18 protein-coding genes are annotated in these 18,709 nt (G+C 61.4%); 5 read left to right on the forward strand and 13 right to left on the reverse strand.

Features of this window, described 5'->3' with window-relative positions; genetic code table 11:
* The first annotated feature begins 161 nt into the window (after positions 1–161).
* From AD663_RS16305 to AD663_RS16315, 3 genes are all read left to right on the forward strand, one after another.
* Entirely contained in the window at positions 162–1,553 is a 1,392-nt protein-coding gene (locus AD663_RS16305; RefSeq protein ID WP_003182795.1) for a GntP family permease, read from the forward strand.
* 7 nt (positions 1,554–1,560) lie between these two features.
* Positions 1,561–2,337 carry a 3-hydroxybutyrate dehydrogenase gene (locus AD663_RS16310; protein ID WP_003182797.1) on the forward strand — a complete coding sequence of 259 codons (777 nt, stop codon included), beginning with the start codon at positions 1,561–1,563 and terminating at the stop codon, positions 2,335–2,337.
* A 114-nt stretch (positions 2,338–2,451) separates the two neighbouring features.
* The gene (locus AD663_RS16315) at positions 2,452–4,407 is read left to right on the forward strand and encodes an acetoacetate--CoA ligase (RefSeq protein ID WP_053214154.1); all 1,956 of its coding nucleotides are present in this window, start codon (positions 2,452–2,454) and stop codon (positions 4,405–4,407) included.
* A gap of 118 nt (positions 4,408–4,525) precedes the next feature.
* Here the strand turns inward: AD663_RS16315 and AD663_RS16320 are convergent, their stop codons facing one another.
* Entirely contained in the window at positions 4,526–5,641 is a 1,116-nt protein-coding gene (locus AD663_RS16320; RefSeq protein WP_003182801.1) for a PilT/PilU family type 4a pilus ATPase, read from the reverse strand.
* A 132-nt stretch (positions 5,642–5,773) separates the two neighbouring features.
* On the opposite strand from AD663_RS16320, the gene AD663_RS16325 reads away from it, so the two are divergent.
* Together AD663_RS16325 and AD663_RS16330 are read left to right on the forward strand one after the other, a co-directional pair.
* A complete protein-coding gene (locus AD663_RS16325) occupies positions 5,774–8,311 on the forward strand; it encodes a PAS domain-containing sensor histidine kinase (protein ID WP_053214155.1) in 2,538 nt (845 codons plus the stop codon).
* A 53-nt stretch (positions 8,312–8,364) separates the two neighbouring features.
* A complete protein-coding gene (locus AD663_RS16330) occupies positions 8,365–8,640 on the forward strand; it encodes a peptidylprolyl isomerase (protein WP_003182808.1) in 276 nt (91 codons plus the stop codon).
* Between the two features lie 149 nt (positions 8,641–8,789).
* Here the strand turns inward: AD663_RS16330 and AD663_RS16335 are convergent, their stop codons facing one another.
* From AD663_RS16335 to AD663_RS16390, 12 genes are all read right to left on the reverse strand, one after another.
* Entirely contained in the window at positions 8,790–9,713 is a 924-nt protein-coding gene (locus AD663_RS16335; RefSeq protein ID WP_053214156.1) for a sugar kinase, read from the reverse strand.
* Positions 9,714–9,867: 154 nt separating this feature from the next.
* Positions 9,868–11,085 (reverse strand): amino acid deaminase, encoded by a 1,218-nt coding sequence (locus AD663_RS16340; RefSeq protein ID WP_053214157.1) that lies wholly within the window; start codon positions 11,083–11,085, stop codon positions 9,868–9,870.
* Between the two features lie 41 nt (positions 11,086–11,126).
* Positions 11,127–11,891 (reverse strand): IclR family transcriptional regulator, encoded by a 765-nt coding sequence (locus AD663_RS16345; protein ID WP_003182813.1) that lies wholly within the window; start codon positions 11,889–11,891, stop codon positions 11,127–11,129.
* A 164-nt stretch (positions 11,892–12,055) separates the two neighbouring features.
* A complete protein-coding gene (locus AD663_RS16350; RefSeq protein ID WP_003182814.1) occupies positions 12,056–12,445 on the reverse strand; it encodes a RidA family protein in 390 nt (129 codons plus the stop codon).
* Positions 12,446–12,476: 31 nt separating this feature from the next.
* A complete protein-coding gene (locus tag AD663_RS16355; protein WP_003182816.1) occupies positions 12,477–13,283 on the reverse strand; it encodes an amino acid ABC transporter ATP-binding protein in 807 nt (268 codons plus the stop codon).
* On the reverse strand, positions 13,280–13,942 hold the full coding sequence (locus AD663_RS16360) for an amino acid ABC transporter permease (RefSeq protein WP_003182818.1): 663 nt from the start codon (positions 13,940–13,942) through the stop codon (positions 13,280–13,282). Before AD663_RS16360 ends, AD663_RS16355 begins: the two co-directional genes overlap by 4 nt.
* Before the next feature lie 9 nt (positions 13,943–13,951).
* A complete protein-coding gene (locus tag AD663_RS16365) occupies positions 13,952–14,614 on the reverse strand; it encodes an amino acid ABC transporter permease (RefSeq protein WP_003182819.1) in 663 nt (220 codons plus the stop codon).
* 53 nt (positions 14,615–14,667) lie between these two features.
* A complete protein-coding gene (locus tag AD663_RS16370) occupies positions 14,668–15,516 on the reverse strand; it encodes a transporter substrate-binding domain-containing protein (RefSeq protein ID WP_003182822.1) in 849 nt (282 codons plus the stop codon).
* A 413-nt stretch (positions 15,517–15,929) separates the two neighbouring features.
* Entirely contained in the window at positions 15,930–16,271 is a 342-nt protein-coding gene (locus AD663_RS16375; RefSeq protein ID WP_050551579.1) for a hypothetical protein, read from the reverse strand.
* Positions 16,272–16,345: 74 nt separating this feature from the next.
* Positions 16,346–16,627: a type II toxin-antitoxin system RelE/ParE family toxin gene (locus AD663_RS16380; protein ID WP_003182826.1), complete on the reverse strand. Its 282-nt coding sequence runs from the start codon at positions 16,625–16,627 to the stop codon at positions 16,346–16,348.
* On the reverse strand, positions 16,617–16,865 hold the full coding sequence (locus AD663_RS16385) for a type II toxin-antitoxin system Phd/YefM family antitoxin (RefSeq protein WP_003182829.1): 249 nt from the start codon (positions 16,863–16,865) through the stop codon (positions 16,617–16,619). Before AD663_RS16385 ends, AD663_RS16380 begins: the two co-directional genes overlap by 11 nt.
* A 65-nt stretch (positions 16,866–16,930) precedes the next feature.
* Positions 16,931–18,577 carry a phospholipase D-like domain-containing protein gene (locus AD663_RS16390; protein WP_003182831.1) on the reverse strand — a complete coding sequence of 549 codons (1,647 nt, stop codon included), beginning with the start codon at positions 18,575–18,577 and terminating at the stop codon, positions 16,931–16,933.
* Between the last annotated feature and the right edge of the window lie 132 nt (positions 18,578–18,709).

The following is an 18,709-nucleotide window of genomic DNA, read 5'->3' on the forward strand; positions in this document are numbered from 1 at the left end:
CGCATAGCCACGCAAATCTCAAATCAGAGACAAAACTCGAAATACACACCGCAATATTTACCAATCTCCTTATATTTCAAATAGTTACCAACCTGGCACAAAACTCGCTAGAGCCTCTCCCAAGCTTCATCACAACAATAACAATCCCCAGGAGACACACCATGAGTGTGATCATTGCCTTGGCAGCCCTCACGCTGCTGATGGTCGCCGCCTACCGTGGCTACAGCGTCATTCTTTTTGCCCCCATCGCCGCCCTCGGCGCCGTCCTGCTGACTGACCCTTCCGCCGTCGCCCCTGCGTTCACTGGGGTGTTCATGGACAAAATGGTCGGGTTCATCAAGCTCTACTTCCCGGTGTTCCTGCTCGGCGCGGTGTTTGGCAAGCTGATCGAGTTGTCGGGCTTCTCGCGCTCCATCGTCGCCGCGGCGATTCGTTTGCTGGGCACGCGCCAGGCCATGTTGGTGATCGTGCTGGTCTGCGCCTTGCTGACTTACGGCGGTGTGTCGCTGTTCGTCGTCGTGTTCGCGGTCTATCCATTTGCCGCCGAGATGTTCCGCCAGAGCAATATTCCCAAGCGCTTGATCCCGGCCACCATCGCCCTTGGCGCATTCTCGTTCACCATGGACGCCCTGCCCGGCACGCCGCAGATCCAGAACATCATCCCCAGCACCTTCTTCAACACCACCGCCTGGGCCGCGCCGTGGCTGGGTGTAATCGGCACGCTCTTTGTGTTCAGCCTCGGCATGCTGTTTTTGCAACGCCAGCGCAACAAGGCCCAGCGCCTGGGTGAAGGCTATGGCACGCAACTGCGCAACGAGCCGGAAACCGCCGAAGACATCAAGCTGCCCAACCCATGGATCGCTGTGTCGCCCTTACTGGCGGTGGGGATCATGAACCTGCTGTTCACCCAGTGGATCCCGCAGTGGTACGGTAAGACCCATAGCCTCGCGCTGCCAGGCATGGCCGCACCGGTGACCAGCGATATCGCCAAGCTCACTGCGATCTGGGCCGTGCAGGCGGCGCTGCTGGTGGGGATCATCATGGTGTTGCTGTTTGGCTTTCGCGCCATTCGCAGCAAGCTGGCCGAAGGCAGCAAGAGCGCGGTGGGCGGTGCCTTGCTGGCGGCGATGAACACCGCTTCTGAATACGGTTTCGGTGCGGTGATCGCCTCGCTGCCGGGCTTCCTGGTCTTGGCCGATTGGCTCAAGAGCATCCCCAACCCGCTGGTCAACGAAGCGGTGACCGTGACGCTGCTGGCGGGCATTACCGGCTCTGCGTCGGGCGGCATGAGCATCGCCCTGGCGGCGATGTCCGAGAGCTTCATCAGCGCCGCCCACGCCGCCAACATTCCCTTGGAAGTGCTGCACCGGGTTGCGGCCATGGCCAGCGGCGGCATGGACACCCTGCCCCACAACGGCGCGGTGATTACCCTGCTGGCAGTGACCGGGCTGACCCACCGTGAAGCCTACAAAGACATCTTCTGTATTACGCTGATCAAGACCCTGGCGGTCTTCGTCGTGATCAGCGTGTTTTACGCCACTGGCATCGTGTGAGGTTCCCATGACAACCCTTCTTTCGGGCAAGACTGCCCTGGTCACCGGCTCCACCAGTGGCATCGGCCTGGGCATCGCCCTGAGCCTGGCCAAGGCCGGTGCCAACCTGATCCTCAATGGTTTCGGCGATGCCTCGGCGGTGATCGCCGAAGTGAAGCAGTTCGGTGGCAAGGTCGGCCATCATCCAGCCGATGTCAGCGACCCGGCGCAGATCGCCGACATGCTCGCCTACGCCGAGCGTGAGTTCGGCGGCGTGGACATCCTGGTGAACAACGCCGGGATCCAGCACGTGGCTGCCGTGGAAGACTTTCCGGTAGAGCGCTGGGATTCGATCATCGCCATCAACCTGTCCTCGGTGTTCCACGCCACCCGCCTGAGCCTTCCCGGCATGCGCGCCAAGGGCTGGGGACGGATCGTCAACGTCGCCTCGGTGCATGGCCAGGTCGGCTCAGTCGGCAAGGCGGCGTATGTCGCGGCCAAGCATGGGGTGATCGGCCTGACCAAGGTGGTCGGCCTGGAAACCGCCACTACCAACGTCACTTGCAACGCCATCTGCCCCGGTTGGGTGTTGACACCGTTGGTGCAAAAGCAGATCGATGATCGCATCGCCGCAGGGGTCGATCCGCAACAGGCCCAGCACGACCTGCTGGCCGAAAAGCAGCCGTCCCTGGAGTTCGTCACCCCGCCGCAGTTGGGCGAGCTGGTCCTGTTCCTGTGCAGCGAAGCCGGCAGCCAGGTACGCGGCGCGGCGTGGAATATTGACGGTGGGTGGTTGGCTCAGTAACACCACCACCCTCTGGCGAACATGCTGTTTGTGGCGAGGGAGCTTGCTCCCTCGCCACATAAAGCACCTTGTGCTGCAATGCTCGTAAGCCCATAAAAACACAAGAGGCACCCCATGTCCGACATCCTCTGGCAACCCAGCCCCGAACGCATCGCCCAGTCGCGCATGAACGCCTTTGGCCAGTTCGTCAACGCGCGGCACTCTCTGCGACTGAGCGATTATCCGGCCCTGCACGCCTGGAGCATCGAGCAGCGCGAAGCGTTCTGGCAGGCCATCGTCGATTACTTCGACATCCGTTTTCACCAGGCGCCTACCCAGGTTCTGCTGGAAGACCCACAGATGCCCAGCGCCCGGTGGTTCCCGGGGGCGACGCTGAACTTCGCCGAACATTTGCTGCGGCGTCGCGACGAAGCGGTGGCCGTGGTCGCCCTCGCCGAGAACGGCGACCAGGAACAACTGACCTGGGCCGAACTCGCCGCCCATGTCGCCGGCCTGCAAAGAAGCCTGAAAGCCGCTGGCGTGACCCAGGGCGATCGAGTCGCTGCCTGCATGCCCAACACCTGGCAGACCCTGGTGGGCATGCTTGCCACCACCAGCCTGGGGGCGATCTGGTCCTGTTCTTCGCCGGATTTCGGCACTCAGGGCGTGATCGATCGCTTCGGCCAGATCGAGCCCAAAGTCCTCATCACCTGCGCCGGGTATCGTTACGCCGGCAAGGTCATTGACCAACGGCCCAAGGTCAATGAAATCCTCGAACGGCTGCCGTCGCTGCAACAACTGATCGTGTTGCCATATGCAAAACCCGACGCCAGCGTCGACGATTTCAAGACGTCAGCCAATGTCGCGCTATGGGACGGGTTTTATCAAAGTGGTGGCGAGCCGGAATTCACCAGCGTTCCTTTTGCCCATCCGCTGTACATCCTGTATTCCAGCGGTACGACCGGCGTGCCGAAATGCATCATCCACGGCACCGGTGGCGTACTGCTGCAGCACGTCAAGGAACATGGCCTGCATGTCGACCTCGGTCCCGAGGACCGGCTGTTCTATTACACGACCTGCGGCTGGATGATGTGGAACTGGCTGGTGTCGGCCCTCGCCGTGGGCAGCGCCGTGGTGCTTTACGACGGCTCGCCGTTCCACCCGGGGCCCGAGCGCCTGCTGGACGTGATCGATCAGCAACGCATCAGTGTGTTCGGCACCAGCCCCAAGTTCCTCGCCGCCTTGGAAAGCGAGGGCCTGAAGCCCCGGCAGACACACCGCCTGGACAGCCTGAAAACCATTCTGTCCACCGGTTCGGCATTGGCGCCCCATAGCTACGATTACGTCTACCGCGACATCAAGCCCGACGTTTGTCTGGCCTCGATGTCCGGCGGCACCGACATCGTCTCGTGCTTCGTCAATGGCAACCCGTTGTCGCCGGTACGCCGGGGCGAGATGCAGGGCAAGAGCCTGGGCATGGCGGTGCAGGTGTGGAACGAGGCCGGCCAAGCGGTGATGGGTGAAAAAGGCGAGCTGGTGTGCACCCGGCACTTCCCGGCCATGCCCATTGGCTTGTGGAACGACCCTGGGCAGGAAAAACTTCGCGCGTCCTATTTCAGTCAATTTCCCAGTGTTTGGGCCCAAGGCGATTACGCCGAAGAATTGCCCCACGGCGGCCTGCTGATCCACGGACGCTCCGACGCCGTGCTCAACCCCGGTGGCGTGCGCATCGGCACGGCGGAAATTTATCGGCAGGTGGAAAAGGTCGAGCAGGTGCTGGACAGCGTCGCCATCAGCCAGCAATGGCAAGGCGATGTGCGGGTGGTGCTGTTCGTACGCCTGCGCGAGGGCGTGGCATTGGATGAAGCCTTGGCGCAGCAGATTCGCCAGGTCATCCGCGCCAACACCACGCCACGGCATGTGCCGGCGAAAATCCTGGCGGTCAGCGATATTCCACGGACCATCAGCGGCAAGGTAGTAGAACTGGCGGTGCGTAACGTGGTGCATGGCGAAGTGGTGAAAAACACCGATGCATTGGCCAATCCCGAGGCGCTGGAACAGTTTCGGGATCGGGTGGAGCTTGCGAGCTGACCGTTAGCGCTTTGTTGGCCTTGACTGCCTCTTCGCGAGCAAGCCCGCTCCCACAGTGGTCCGCTGTGGGAGCGGGCTAGCTCGCGAAGAACGATAACGCGGTATTTCTATCAAGCAATCAGTCCACCAACCCCCACTCACCCGCCGCCGGGTCGGGTGGAGGTACCGCACCCGACTCGGCATGCAGCTTCAAACGCAAGCGCAGGTTGTTCGCCGAGTCAGCATTCTTCAGTGCCTCTTCTTCATCGATGGCCCCTTCCAGCACCAGGTTGAACAAGGCGTGGTCGAAGGTCTGCATCCCCAGTTCCTCTGATTTCTCCATGATGCCCTTGAGCTCGCCGAATTCGTTGCGTCGGATCAAATCGGCCACCGTGGGCGAACCCAGCATGACCTCCACGGCCGCCCGGCGCTGGCCGTTGCGGGTACGCACCAGGCGCTGGGAGACGAAAGCCTTGAGGTTGTTGCCCAGGTCGTTGAGCAGTTGCGGCCGGCGCTCCTCGGGAAAGAAATTGATTACCCGGTCCAGGGCCTGGTTGGCGTTATGGGCATGCAGCGTGGAAATCACCAGATGCCCGGTGTCGGCGAAGGCCAGGGCGTGTTCCATGGTTTCGCGATCGCGAATTTCGCCGATCAGCACCACGTCCGGCGCCTGGCGCAAAGTGTTCTTCAGGGCGGCATGGAAGCTGCGGGTGTCGACACCGACTTCCCGCTGGTTGATGATCGATTTCTTGTGCCGGTGGATATACTCCACAGGATCTTCAATGGTGATGATATGGCCGCTGCTGTTGCGATTGCGGTAGTCGATCAATGCCGCCAGGGACGTGGACTTGCCAGACCCCGTCGCACCGACGAACAGTATCAAGCCCTGCTTCTGCATGACGGTGTCGAGCAATACCTTGGGCAGCTTGAGGTCCTCGAAACGCGGGATGTCCAGCTTGACGTTGCGTATCACCATGGACACGTCATTGCGCTGCTTGAAGATATTGACCCGGAACCGTCCGACACCCGCCAGGGAAATGGCCAGGTTCATTTCCAGCTCCCGATCGAACTCAAGGCGCTGTTCGGCGTCCATCAAAGACTCGGCGAGCCTGGCAATGTCGCCGACCTTGAAGGCCTGGTTACCCAAGGGCTTGAGCACCCCCTCGAAACGCGCACACGGTGGCGCGCCGGTGGACAGATAAAGGTCGGAGCCATCCTGGCTCGCCAGGGTGCGCAACAAAGGATCGATTTCCATGGACTGAAACTTCCGCGAGACATCAATGAAACAAGCCGACCCGAGTATGGAAAACCTCACACCAGCCCGCGCTTACCTTATCCAGAGGATAGTAGACGCCATAGCACCGACATGATTTCCAGGGATTTTGTAATGAATGCAACACCCAACGGCAGCGAAACACAGCGTCTGCTTGACCGCCTGGACTGGGCCTCCACACCGCTGGGCGCTGCCGATACCTGGCCGCAGAGCCTGCGAACCGCCGTGGACATCGTGTTTCACTCGCCCATGCCGATGGCCTTGCTGTGGGGCGCCGAGCTGTCCCACCTCTACAACGACGCCTTCGCCCGACTGGCCGGCGACAAGCACCCGCGGGCGTTCGGCCAGCCGACCCATACGGCGTGGCCCGAACTCAGGGGCGTGACCGAGGCGATCTATCACCGCGTGTTGCAGGGCCAGACCCATAGCAGTCGCGATCAACGATGGCGCGTGCCATTCGCCGGTCGCCTCTGCGACGTTTGGCTGGACCTGACCTACAGCCCGGTGCGCGACGAAAGCGGCGCCGTCGCCGGGATTCTGATCACGGCCATCGAGACCAGCGAGCGACGACGCCTGGCCCTGGAATTCGAGCGACGTTCCGAGGCCAGCCTCAAGGCCCAGCAGGAAAGCGAGGAACGGCTGCAACTGGCCTTGGCGGCCGCCGATGCACTGGGCACCTGGGATTGGGACATCAGCGAAGACCGATTCATCGCCGACACGCATTTCGCCCTGTTGCATGGCGTCGACCCGAATCTGTCGCGCCAGTTGCCCATCAGCGCCTACCTCGAAGGCGTCCACCCCGAAGACCGGGCCATGGTTGCTCGCAGCATCAAGCATTGCATTACCCACGGCACCGAATATGCCGAGGAATACCGGCTGTTGCAGCCCGACAGTGAAATGCGCTGGGTTTACGTGCGCGGGCGTTGCTACAAGGATCGGCACGGCCGGCCCAAGCGTTTCCTCGGCGCGGCCCTGGACCTGACCGAACGCAAGCGCACCGAGCAGGCCCTGCGCCAGAGCCAGACCGAACTGCAATTGATCATCAATGCCATGCCAATCCTGATCAGCTACGTGGACCGCGACCAGCGGTTCCGGCTGAACAACAGTGCCTACCTGGACTGGTACGGCCTGACCCCGCAGGAGCTCTACGGCAAGACCATTCGCGAGGTGCTGGGCGAAGAAGCCTACGCGGCCCGCGCCGCGCAGATCGCCGGGGCGCTGGCGGGCAAGCCGTGCAGCTTCGCCATACAGTCGGCCCACCGCGACGGACGTCCGCGCCACGCGCTGACCAACTACCTGCCGCGCCGGGGATCGGACGGGGCGGTGAACGGTTTCTACATCTTTGTCATCGATGAGACCGAGCGCAAGAAAACCGAGGAAGCGTTGCGCAACCTCAACGAAACACTGGAAGAGCGGGTCATCGCCCGTACCCAGCAACTGGCCGAGGCCAACCACCGGCTGCAAAGCGAGATGTTCGAACGCGAACGCGCCGAAGAAGCCCTGCGCCACGCCCAGAAGATGGAAGCCGTGGGCCAGCTCACCGGCGGCATCGCCCACGACTTCAACAACATGCTCACCGGCATTCTGGGCAGCCTCGACCTGATCCAGCGCTATATCGCCAATGGCCGCGCCGACGAGATCGGCCGTTTCACCGAGGCGGCGGTGTCCTCGGCCAACCGCGCCGCAGCCCTGACCCATCGGCTGCTGGCTTTTTCTCGCCGCCAATCCCTGGATCGCAAACCGCTGGACGGCAACGAGCTGGTGCAATCACTCGAAGACCTGCTCAGGCGCACCACCGGGGAACACATTGTGTTGCGCCTGCAATTGGCCAATGAGCTGTGGCCGGTCAGCACCGATGCCAGCCAGTTGGAAAACGCCCTGCTCAACCTGGTCATCAACGCCCGGGACGCCATGCCAGACGGCGGCGAATTGGTGATCGAGACCGCGAACGTCTACCTCGACGGCAGCGATATCAGCACCCTGGAGCCGGTCAAGGCCGGCGATTACGTGATGATTGCCGTCAGCGACAACGGCAGCGGCATGACGCCGTCGGTGCTGGCCAAGGCCTTCGATCCGTTCTTTACCACCAAGCCCATCGGCCAGGGCACCGGCCTGGGGCTGTCGATGATCTACGGGTTCGCGCAGCAGTCCGGCGGTCATTTGCACCTGGACAGCGTGCCGGGACAGGGCACCCGGGTGCAGTTGTATCTGCCACGGTTGCACGTTACGCCCGCTGAGCCAGCGACAACGCCAGGCAAGCTCGAGGTACCGGCGGCGATCGCCGGGGAAACGGTCCTGCTGGTGGAAGACGAGCCCGCGGTGCGCATGCTGGTGCTGGATCTGTTGAACACCCTCGGCTACACCGCCCTGGAAGCCCAGGACGCCAAGACGGCGCTGCCAATGCTCGAATCAGGCCGGCGTATCGACCTGCTGGTGACCGATGTCGGCTTGCCGGGCATGAACGGCCGGCAACTGGCGGAGATCGCTCGCCAGCACCGGCCAGGCCTCAAAGTCCTGTTCATGACCGGTTATGCGCAGAAAGCCGCTGAACGGGAGGCGTTCCTGGAACAGGGCATGGACATGGTCGCCAAGCCTTTCACCCTGGATCTGCTGGCGAACAAGATTCGACGGATGATCAACCATGGCAGCTGACTTGAGGCATAATCGCCGCCCCGCTGCCCTCCACCGCTCAGGTCACCGCTGCAATGAAAGCCCAAGCCCGCCATATCCTGGTGAAAACCGCCGAAGAAGCCGAACAGCTCAAGCAACGCATCGCCAAGGGCGAAGCCTTCGATGTGCTGGCCAAGAAATACTCCACCTGCCCCTCCGGCAAACGCGGCGGTGACTTGGGCGAAGTGCGACCGGGGCAGATGGTCGGCGTGATCGATGCGGTGATTTTCAAGAAGCCGCTGCGGGTCGTGCATGGGCCGATCAAGAGCAAGTTTGGCTATCACCTGGTGCAGGTGTTTTATCGGGATTGAACGATGGTGCGCTAACAACATTGATTATGTGGCGAGGGAGCTTGCTCCCGCTGGGCTGCGAAGCAGGCCCCAACAAACAGAAACGGCTGCTGCGCAGCCGAGCGGGAGCAAGCTCCCTCGCCACAGGACACACCCAATTTCCGGTGTAGTCAGTCCTTGGGCATCAACGCCCCCGGCACCTGGATCACCCGGCTCGCCAGCCAGTGCCCCGCCTCGGCCGCCTCCCGCGGACTGCCGCCCAGCAAGCGACTCGCCAGGTACGCAGCGCTGAAAGAGTCTCCCGCCGCCGTGGTGTCCACCACGCGTTCGACCCGCTGGGCGGGGACCTCATAGAACTTGCCATCGCAACGAATCAGACACGCCTGCGCGCCGCGCTTGAGCACTACTTCCGGGGTGCCTAACTGCCCATAAGCAGTAAATACCGCGTCAACATCGGCATACCCGAACAACGCCTGCTCATCCTCCACCGTCAGCAGCGCGAGTTCCACATAAGGCAGGACACTGCGATAGGCCGCGCGGGCAGCTTCGACGCTGGTCCAAAGCCTGGGCCGGTAGTTGTTGTCAAACACCACCTGCGCCCCGCGCCGACGCGCTTCGATCAGGGTTTCGATGAGCCTGGCACGCCCCTGTTCGCCAAGCACCGCCAGGGTGATGCCACTGAAATACAGCATGTCGTAATCCGGCAGCGCCGCGAGGATCGGTCCGGCAGCCGCCGTGGTAAAGCATTCGCGCACCGCCGCCTCGTTGCGCCAGTACAGGAACCGCCGCTCGCCCGCCGCATCGGTCTGGATGCAGTACAACCCCGGCAAGCGCCCAGGCAAACGCTGGACCCGTTCCAGGCCGATATTCTCCGCGGCCCACGCCTGGCACATGGCGTCACTGAAACTGTCGTCGCCCAGGGCCGTGACGTAATCCACCGAGCCCTTGTCACCCAAGGCGCGGGACAGGTACACGGCGGTGTTCAGGGTATCGCCGCCGAAGCTCTGTTGCAGGCTGCCGTCGGCGCGTTGTTGCAGTTCGATCATGCATTCGCCGATCAGGGCGATGCGGGGTTTTGGGTTGGGTGTACTCATGGATGATCCTGATGTTCCGGTGGTGTCTTACAGGCCGCCTTCGCGAGCAAGCCCGCTCCCACAGGGGATTTTTGGCGAACACAAACTCTGCGTTCACGCCCGTCCACATGTGGGAGCGGGCTTGCTCGCGAAAGCCGCGACTCGGTCTCAAGCCCTAGAAGCAAGTCTCCATGCTCTCCACCACCCGCAACCCCTCATCCACCAGGCACCCCACCCGCCATTTGTCGAACGTCAGGCACGGATGCGAAGTACCGAACGAAATGATATCGCCCACGCGCAACTCAACCCCCGGCGCCACGGTCATGAACGCATGCTGGTCCATCACCGCCGTCACCTGGCACTTGCTCACGTCGTCACCGGCCACCGAATCCGAGCCAGGCTTGTAACGCTTGAGCGGCACCGGCAACCCAGCGTCGTAGGCCACGTCGCGCTTGCCCAGGGCGATCACCGCGAAGCCAGGCTCCGGCAGCGATTGCACGTGGGCCCAGACTTCCAGGGCCGGGCGCAGGCCTTCGTGCAGGTCGCTACGGCGCTCCAGCACGCAGCACTGGGCTTCTTTGTAGATGCCATGGTCGTGGGCGACATAGCTGCCCGGGCGCAGCACGCTGAGGAAACGTCCGTGGGCATTCTGGACTTCGAAGGACTCGGCGATCAGGTCGTACCAGGCCGAGCCCGAGGCGGTAATGATCGGTTTATCGATGGCGAACGCGCCGCTGTCCTGCAACTGCACCGCCAGCCGCACCAAGGACGCGGCGAAGGCGCGGATACCGCTGACGGCATGATCACCGTGAATCACCCCTTCGTAACCTTCGATACCGGTCAGCGCCAGCGCCGGCTGGCTGCGGATCGCCTCGGCCAGGGCCAGCACTTCGGCTTCAGTCCGGCAACCGCAACGCCCGCCGAGCACACCGTATTCGATCATCACGTTCAGCTTCACGCCACGAGCGGCAAAAAAAGCGCCCAGGTCAGCGACGTTGTCCGGATGGTCGACCATGCAGTGAAATTCGAACGCCGGATCCACCAGCAAATCGGCGATCAGCGCCATGTTCGGCGCTCCCACCAGTTGGTTCGCCATCAACACCCGGCGTACCCCGTGGGCGTACGCGGCGCGGGTCTGCACGGCAGTGGCAAGGGTCAGGCCCCAGGCGCCGGCATCGAGTTGGCGGCGAAACAATGCGGGGGTCATGCTGGTCTTGCCGTGGGGCGCCAGTTCGGCGCCGCTGCCTGTGACGAAGGCCTGCATCCAGCGAATGTTGTGCTCCAGCGCCTCGCGGTGCAGCACCAGAGCCGGCAAGCTGACGTCCTTCAGCAGGTGGGCGCCGGTGATGGCGGCGCCCTTCTCGACGGCGGCATTAAGAATGGCAGAAGACATGTTCGAACTCCTTGCAGACGGCCGCTGGCAGCCGTTGCTGTCTATTCATTGATGCGACGGGCCAGGTTGTTGGCGCTTTCGATCAGCACCCGGCGGTAGTCGGCGTAATTGTTCTTGGCGTCGGCCCGGGGGGCGACAATGCATAAGGTCGCGATGGCCACGCCGTTGGGGTCTTTGACCGGTGCGGCGAAGCAGTGGGTGAAGGTGTCGGCGACACTGTCGAAAGAGAAAAAACCGTCGAGGCCGGCCTGGCGGATTTCCTTGAGGAATTGTTCCAGGGGCAGGCGCTCGCCGTCCGGCAGGATGAAGTCGTCGGGGTCAATCAAGTCGACGATCTGCTGGTCGCTCAAATGCGCCAGCAACAGGCGACCGGACGCCGTCCACGGGATCGGCGCGTTCTCGCCAATGTCCGATGAGATGCGGAAATGCCGCTCGCCTTCCTTCATCAGCGCCACGGTATATTTGCGCCCGTTGAGCAGGCACATCTGCGCGGTTTCCCGGGTCTGGCTGACGATTTCCTGCAGGGCGTGATCGGCCTCGCGGCTCAGGTCGAAATGCCGCAAGTGTGCCTGGCCGAGGAAATACAATTGTCGCCCAAGGTAGACGTGGCCGTCCTTGCCGACCGGTTCCAGGATGCGCCGCTCAAGCAGCGACGCGACCAGTTCGTAGACCGTGGACTTGGGGCTGCCGATGCCGCTGGCGATATCGTTCGGGCGCAGCGGCTGGCCGATTTCCTTGAGAAAATCGAGGATATCGAACGCCCGATCCAGTCCTCGGGCCCGGCGTTTGATGGTGTCTTCGGTCATGTCTTGGATTCCTGAAATTTCGCTTATAGTCGCATGTATCTTTACCGTGGCGAGGGAGCTTGCTCCCGCTCGGCTGCGCAGCAGTCGCAAGAGATAGGCCTGCTACGCAGGCCAGCGGGAGCAAGCTCCCTCGCCACGGAAGCGAATTCGCCAGATGATCTGGTTCAGGCCTTTTTCTTGTAGGCCACGCAATCGATCTCGACCTTGCAATCAACCATCATGCTGGCCTGCACGCAGGCCCGGGCCGGGGCGTGTTCGGGGCTGAAGTATTCGCCGAAGACCTTGTTGAAACTCCAGAAATCCCGCGGGTCATCCAACCACACGCCGCAACGCACCACATCCTTGAGGTCGTAACCGGCCTCCTCGAGAATCGCGATGAGGTTCTTCATGGTCTGGTGCGTCTGTTCGACGATCCCGCCGACAATAATTTCGCCGTTCAGTGCCGGTACCTGGCCGGACACATGCAACCAGCCATCGGCCTCCACGGCGCGGGCGAAGGGCCGTGGCTGACCGCCGCCTGCGGTGCTGCCGGTGCCGTAGCGCGTAATGCTCATGGGTGTTTCTCCTTGCTTGTCTGAAATTGAATTAAAAGCGGGTGTTCTTGAGAAATTCCGCCAGGCGCGGCGACTGCGGCCGCTCGAACAGTTCCTTCGGTGGCCCCTGCTCTTCGATGCGCCCTTGGTTCATGAATACGATCTTGTCGGAGACCTCGAAGGCAAAGCGCATTTCATGGGTCACCAACAGCATGGTCATGCCATCCTCGGCCAGGCCCTTGATCACGTTCAGCACTTCGCCCACCAGTTCCGGGTCCAGGGCCGAGGTGACTTCGTCGAACAGCATCAGGCTGGGATTCATGGCAATTGCGCGGGCAATCGCCACACGTTGCTGCTGGCCGCCGGACAACTGGCCGGGAAAGTGATCGCGCCGCTCCAGCAGGCCGACCCGCTCCAGCCACTTCTCGGCCAGGGCCACCGCTTCGTCCTTGGGCAGTTTTTTCACCTTGAGCAGGCCCAGGGTGACGTTCTGCAACGCAGTCAAGTGAGGGAACAGATTGAACTGCTGGAACGCCATGCCGGTCATGGCCCGGTGCCGGGCAATGACTTTCTCGGGGTGACGCACGCGTTTGCCGCCAATGTCGTCGTAGCCGATGGATTCACCGTCGAGCACGATCTGGCCGCCCTGGAACTCTTCCAGCATGTTCACGCAACGCAGCAGCGTGGTCTTGCCCGAACCGCTGGAGCCGATCAGCGTGACCACGTTGCCGCGCTGCATGCTCAAGTCCACACCCTTGAGTACTTCCAGCGGGCCGTATTGTTTGCGCAGGCCGCGAATGTCCAGCAGCGGTTGGGTATTGGAGAGCTTTGTATTGGAGAGCTTCGAAACGTCAGTCATGGCATCGCCACCCGCTTTTCAATGTGCCGCCCGAGCAATTCGATGGCGTAATTGATGATGAAAAAGAGAAAACCGGCGAACAGGTAAAACTCCAGGGTCATGAAGGTCCTGGCGATGATCTGTTGGGTGCTGAGCAGCAGTTCGGCGACGCCGATCACCGACAGTAGGGTCGAGGCCTTGACGATCTCGGTGGAAGAATTGACCCAGGTCGGCAAGATCTGTCGCAGTGCCTGGGGCAACAACACATAACCCAGCGCCTGGAAGAACGTCAGGCCGATCGCCTGGCTGGCTTCCATCTGCCCTCGCGGCAACGCCTGCAAGGCACCGCGCACGATCTCGGCCACGTGGGAGCCGCAAAACAGCGTCAGGCCCAGCACGCCGGCCTGGAATGCACCGATCTTCCAGCCCAGGGCCGGGGCCATGTAGAAGCAGGCGAGCACCAGCACGAACACCGGCGTGCCGCGAATCAGGTCGACGTAGAAACGAAACGGTGCGCGCATCCAGACGCGGCCGTAAGTCAGTACCAAGCCGGCCACCAGGCCGATCAAGGTGCCGAGCAAAATGGCCAGCACCGAACATTGCACGCTGGTGAGAAAACCGGCCCACAAGGTGTCCCGGGCGACCCACAACTCATGCAACCAACTAGGGGATTCGTACATGGGCAGCTCCTAACGGCGGATCGCCAGGCGCTGCTCGAAATACCGCAGCAGCATGGCAATGAGGTAACAGGCCGCGACATACAGGGCCGTGGTCACCAGCCAGGTCTCGATCACCCGGTAGCTCTCCACGTTGATCTTGCGCGCGTAATAGGTCAGCTCCGGCACGGCAATCGCCGCCGCCAGTGAGGTGTCCTTGAACAGCGAAATGAAGTTGTTCGACAGCGCCGGCAGCACATTGCGCAGCATCACCGGCACGGTGACGTAGGCTTTCACCTGCCACTCGCCCAGACCGATGGCCAAGCCCGCCTCCCGCTGGCCCTTGTGGATGCTCATCAACCCGCCGCGAAAAACTTCAGTCAAATAGGCGCCGGCGTAAAGCGAGAGGGTAATGACGAACGACGGCAGCTTGTCCAGGCGAATGCCCAGGCTCGGCAAGGCGAAGTAGATCAATAGAATCAACACCAGGATCGGTGTATTGCGGATCACCGTGACATACACCGAGGCCAGCACCCGCAGGACGCGATGCTTGCTCAGCAGCGCGAACGCCATCGCCAGGCCGATCACGCAACCGATGGCGATTGACACCAGCGCCAGGGAAAGCCCCAGCCCGAGCCCCGCCAGCAAGGTGTCGAAATCGCGCCAGACGGCGGCAAAGTTCAACTGATAATTCATGGTCGGCACTACCTTCATCGGGGCGCCTGGAGTGGCGCCCCGGGCTCACAGGGTCATTTGAATTCAACAGGGAAACCGATCGCCGGCGACGGCAGCTCGACGCCGAACCATTGCTTGAACGACGCGGCATACGTCGGGAATTCCACGCCGGTCATGGCTTCATGCAAGGTGGTATTGACGAAGTTCAGCCAGTCCTGGTCGCCGCGCTTGACTGCGCAGGCGTAGGTTTGCGGGCTCCAGGCATAGGCCGGGCTGCGATAGCGGCCGGGGTTCTGCACCATCAGGTATTTGACCGAGGATTGGTCAGTGGCGGCGGCATCGGCGCGCCCGGAGTTCACCGCCTGGTACATCAAGTCAACGCTGTCGTATTGGTCGACCTTGGCCTTGGGCAAGGCCTGATGCACCAACTCCTCGGCATACACGTTCTGCAGCACCGCCACGGTCACGCCGTCGCCGCCGGCCTTGAGGTCTTCGATTTCCTTGTACTTGCTGTTGGCCGGCAACAACAGGCCCACCCCTTCGCGGTAGTACGGCAAGGTGAACGCCACTTGCTGGGCGCGGCTGGCGGTGACGGTGATGAACTGGCAGCTCATGTCGACCTTGTCGGTCAGCAGGTTGGGAATCCGCGCGTCGGAAGACTGCACCACGAACTCGACTTTTTCCGGGTCATTGAACAGGCCTTTGGCGACCATCCGTGCGATGTCGATATCGAAGCCCTGCAACTTGCCATCCGCTCCCTGGAAGTGCCACGGCGCGTTGGTACTGCCCGTGCCCACAATCAATTTCCCACGTTGCAGCACGCTGTCCAGCTTGCTGTCTGCCGCCTGAGCGACACCCACGGCAGCCGTCGTGGCCGCAAAGAGAAAAACACACGCTTTGAACAAGGAAGGTCGGCGTTGCATGGCAAGCACTCCAGGATGGGTTTATTCCGCTATACCGGAACACGGTATGTAACAACGGAATAGACAGCAGAAAGTGTGCCACAGGCTGGGGGCGTATGGGTGAGGAAAATAGAAAGTGAGGGAAATCAGCGGGATGGGGAAATCAGCACGATTGAAGACGGCTTGAGGACGTACCGCGATTGCTACCGTTGGCCACGGCGCACGGGTAGCAGGGCCCCAAACCGGCGCCAGGCTGAACGCCCACAGCACGGAAAAGAAGCAGGTGAATCAGGAGCAATGGGATTGAAAACCTGTGGGAGCGGGCTTGCTCGCGAATACGGTGGGTCAGTCGATAATGCTGTTAATGAAATACCGCATTCGCGAGCAAGCCCGCTCCCACAGTTTGTTCGGCGGTGGTTCTGAAAGTGTGTGCGCTATTTACGCTTGTAACTCTTGCTGCCGCCCGGCGTGAGGCAATAAACCCCACCCCGGGGGCCGACGCAGTAATCGCCGCTGCCGCACTGGCAACCGTCGGAAGATTTGAGTAACGACTGCGGCCGAGCCTCATTGCGCAGCCCCAGCACGGCAGAACAGGATTTCTTCGAAGCACTGATGGAGCCGTCATTGCACAGGAAGGTATCGCCGTCACACCCGGCAATACCGCCCTTGCGCCCGGAACACGGTTGATTGGCGGCGATGGCTGAAGTCGACAAGACCAAAAGCAAAATTGCGACGCTGATGCGAAGTGGAGCGAACATTCCGTGACAGAGGCTCATGACAGCTTCCCGGCTGATAGGTGGCCTCATGATATCACCAGGCAAGTTTTGCAAACATAGCCGGAAAATGGGAATTACCGCTTGGCTGCCTCATCATAGACCTGCCCGCGCTCCCGTTTACCCACCGCGATCACCGTGACGACCAGCACCTCATCGACCACACGATAAACCAATCGATACCCAGCATTGCGCAGCTTGATTTTATAGGCATTGCCCAACCCATGTAGGCGGTCGGCGTGGACATGCGGGTTCACCAGTCGCTCTTCAAGCTTCTTTTTGAACTGCTCTCTCAGAGTAGCTCCCAGCTTTTGCCATTCCTTCCATGCTTTATCAGAAAACTCCAACTCATAGGTCATCAAGGGAAACCTTGATCGTTGGATCATTTTCACGCTCGCGGCAGAGAGCGACCAATTCCATATCTTCAAGCCGGTCCATCATTGCTTCATATTCTTTGGCAGGGACGCAATAGAAAGCCGGCTCATTGCGGTTGAGGATCGCTACGGACAATCCTCCACCAGCGGCAACGGTGCCCATCGGATTTTTCTTGAGCTCAGAAATGCTTGCTACAACTTGAGAAAGCACGATATGTGTCATGGAATAAACCTTGAATACTTTTAATAGTGCTAAAAATAGCACTCCGAAACACCCCTTACCACTCCTCAGCGCCCGCAAAACCTAACCCTGGACAACATCCGCAAATCCCCCTCGCGGTAATAGTCGTCGCTCCAGCTGTCATCCACCGCCAGGGGCTTGACCTGTTTGAGCGCGAGTTTTTTCGCGAAGTAGCGGAAGCGGTAGTGCTCATAGAAACGCAGCAGTTCCAGCCCGTAGCGGTCGGCCAGGTCGGTGTCGCCCTGGATGATGAGGTAGTTTTCATCGTTGCCGCTGCTGGCGGCGGCGCTCAGGTTATGACTGCCGCTGATGATGGTCGGTGTGTCGCTGGTGAAGTCCGTGACGATGGCCTTGGTATGCACCAGCAGGTTGCCCTTCTGGCCTTTCATGTTTTCCTTGAGCCAACCTTCCAGGCCGGTGTTGAGCAGCGCGGTGGCCGCGAATTCGGCGGTGCGGTCGGCATGGAAGCCGGTGATGCGGCTCTTGGTGTTTTGCAGGCCGTAGCGCAGCACGTCGTCATTGGGTTGCCCGAGCACGGCATCGAGGATCCGGTCGGGCAAGACGAATGCAGTGACGAACAACAGGTCCTTTCGAGCTGCGTTGATGATCTCGACGAAGCGGTCCAGGTCGCCCTCCCCGGTACGCGGCGAGAACCCGGCAAACAGGGCTTTCGTCGGTGCCATGGGGTTGTTCAGGGTCAGCCATTGGCGAATGCCATCGACGTCTTGTGGTGCGGCCCAGATTTGCTCGAACACTTGGCGATAGCTATCGCTGACCTGCGGATCGTCCAGCACGTGGACAACGTTGGCTTGGCGGTAAACACCGTTGGCGGTGAAGTTGGTACTGCCGCACAGCACCGCCTGCGGTTGTAACGCGCCACTGCCATCGACCTTGCTCAGCACGATGAATTTGTCGTGGAAAATGTTGTGGGTGACCCGCCCACGCTGGTTGGCCGCCGGCAGTTTTTCGAGGCTGGCTTCGTTGCGCAGCGTGGTGTCGTCGCCCGGCTCGGCATGGTAGAGCACGCGGACCTGTGCGCCGCGCGCATGAGCGGCGTTGACTGCGTCGATAATCACCGGCAATTCGTATTCATAGATGGCGACGTCCAGAGCCCAGGTGGCGTCCAGCGCCCGATCGATGAAGCCGATCAAACGCCCCAGCAAGCCATTTTCCAGCCAGCGACGCGGGGCGTCGGGCCAGTCATCGATGGAGAGGTTTTTGTTGGCGCTTATCAACGCATCCACTTCAGGAAACTTGCGCTGGAAAGCCTGGCTGGCAGCGACGGCTCGATTGAAGATCACCCGCTGGCTGGCCGGCTGTCCGTCATCACTGGTAACCGTGACCTCCAATGACTCACCCAACTGCGGCGCATCAGGGCTGCCGTAGGCCAGGTGTACGCGGTAGTGCATCGTTATGCCGGGGTTCACGGCGTAATCGGCCCAACGAAATTTCTGCAAGGGCGCCTTGTCGCTGGGTGTGGCGTGGAACTGGGGAAAGGTGTGGGCCTTGTCGGGAAAGGTCAGGCTGTTGAAGAGGAACAGCCAGGGTTTGTCGCCCTGTTGCTTCTCGATGGCGAAACCCAGCAGGCCCTTGCGCCGGGACTCGGCCAGGTCCATGGCGAGCAGCACGCCATTGGTGCCGGCATAGGCCTTGACCCGAAAATCGTCTTGGGCGTTGGTGACGAGTACGCGCATGGTTCACTCCTGTGAGGGGCTGCCTGAGCATAGAGCAGTGATGCCGAACAAGTGGGCAGATGCGGGACCGAGGTGATGCCTTCGCGAGCAAGCCCGCTCCCACATGAGATCCGCTGCGACACAAATTCAGTG

The organism is Pseudomonas sp. Q12-87 (assembly GCF_001269755.1).
GTDB classification, from domain to species: domain Bacteria; phylum Pseudomonadota; class Gammaproteobacteria; order Pseudomonadales; family Pseudomonadaceae; genus Aquipseudomonas; species Aquipseudomonas fluorescens_S.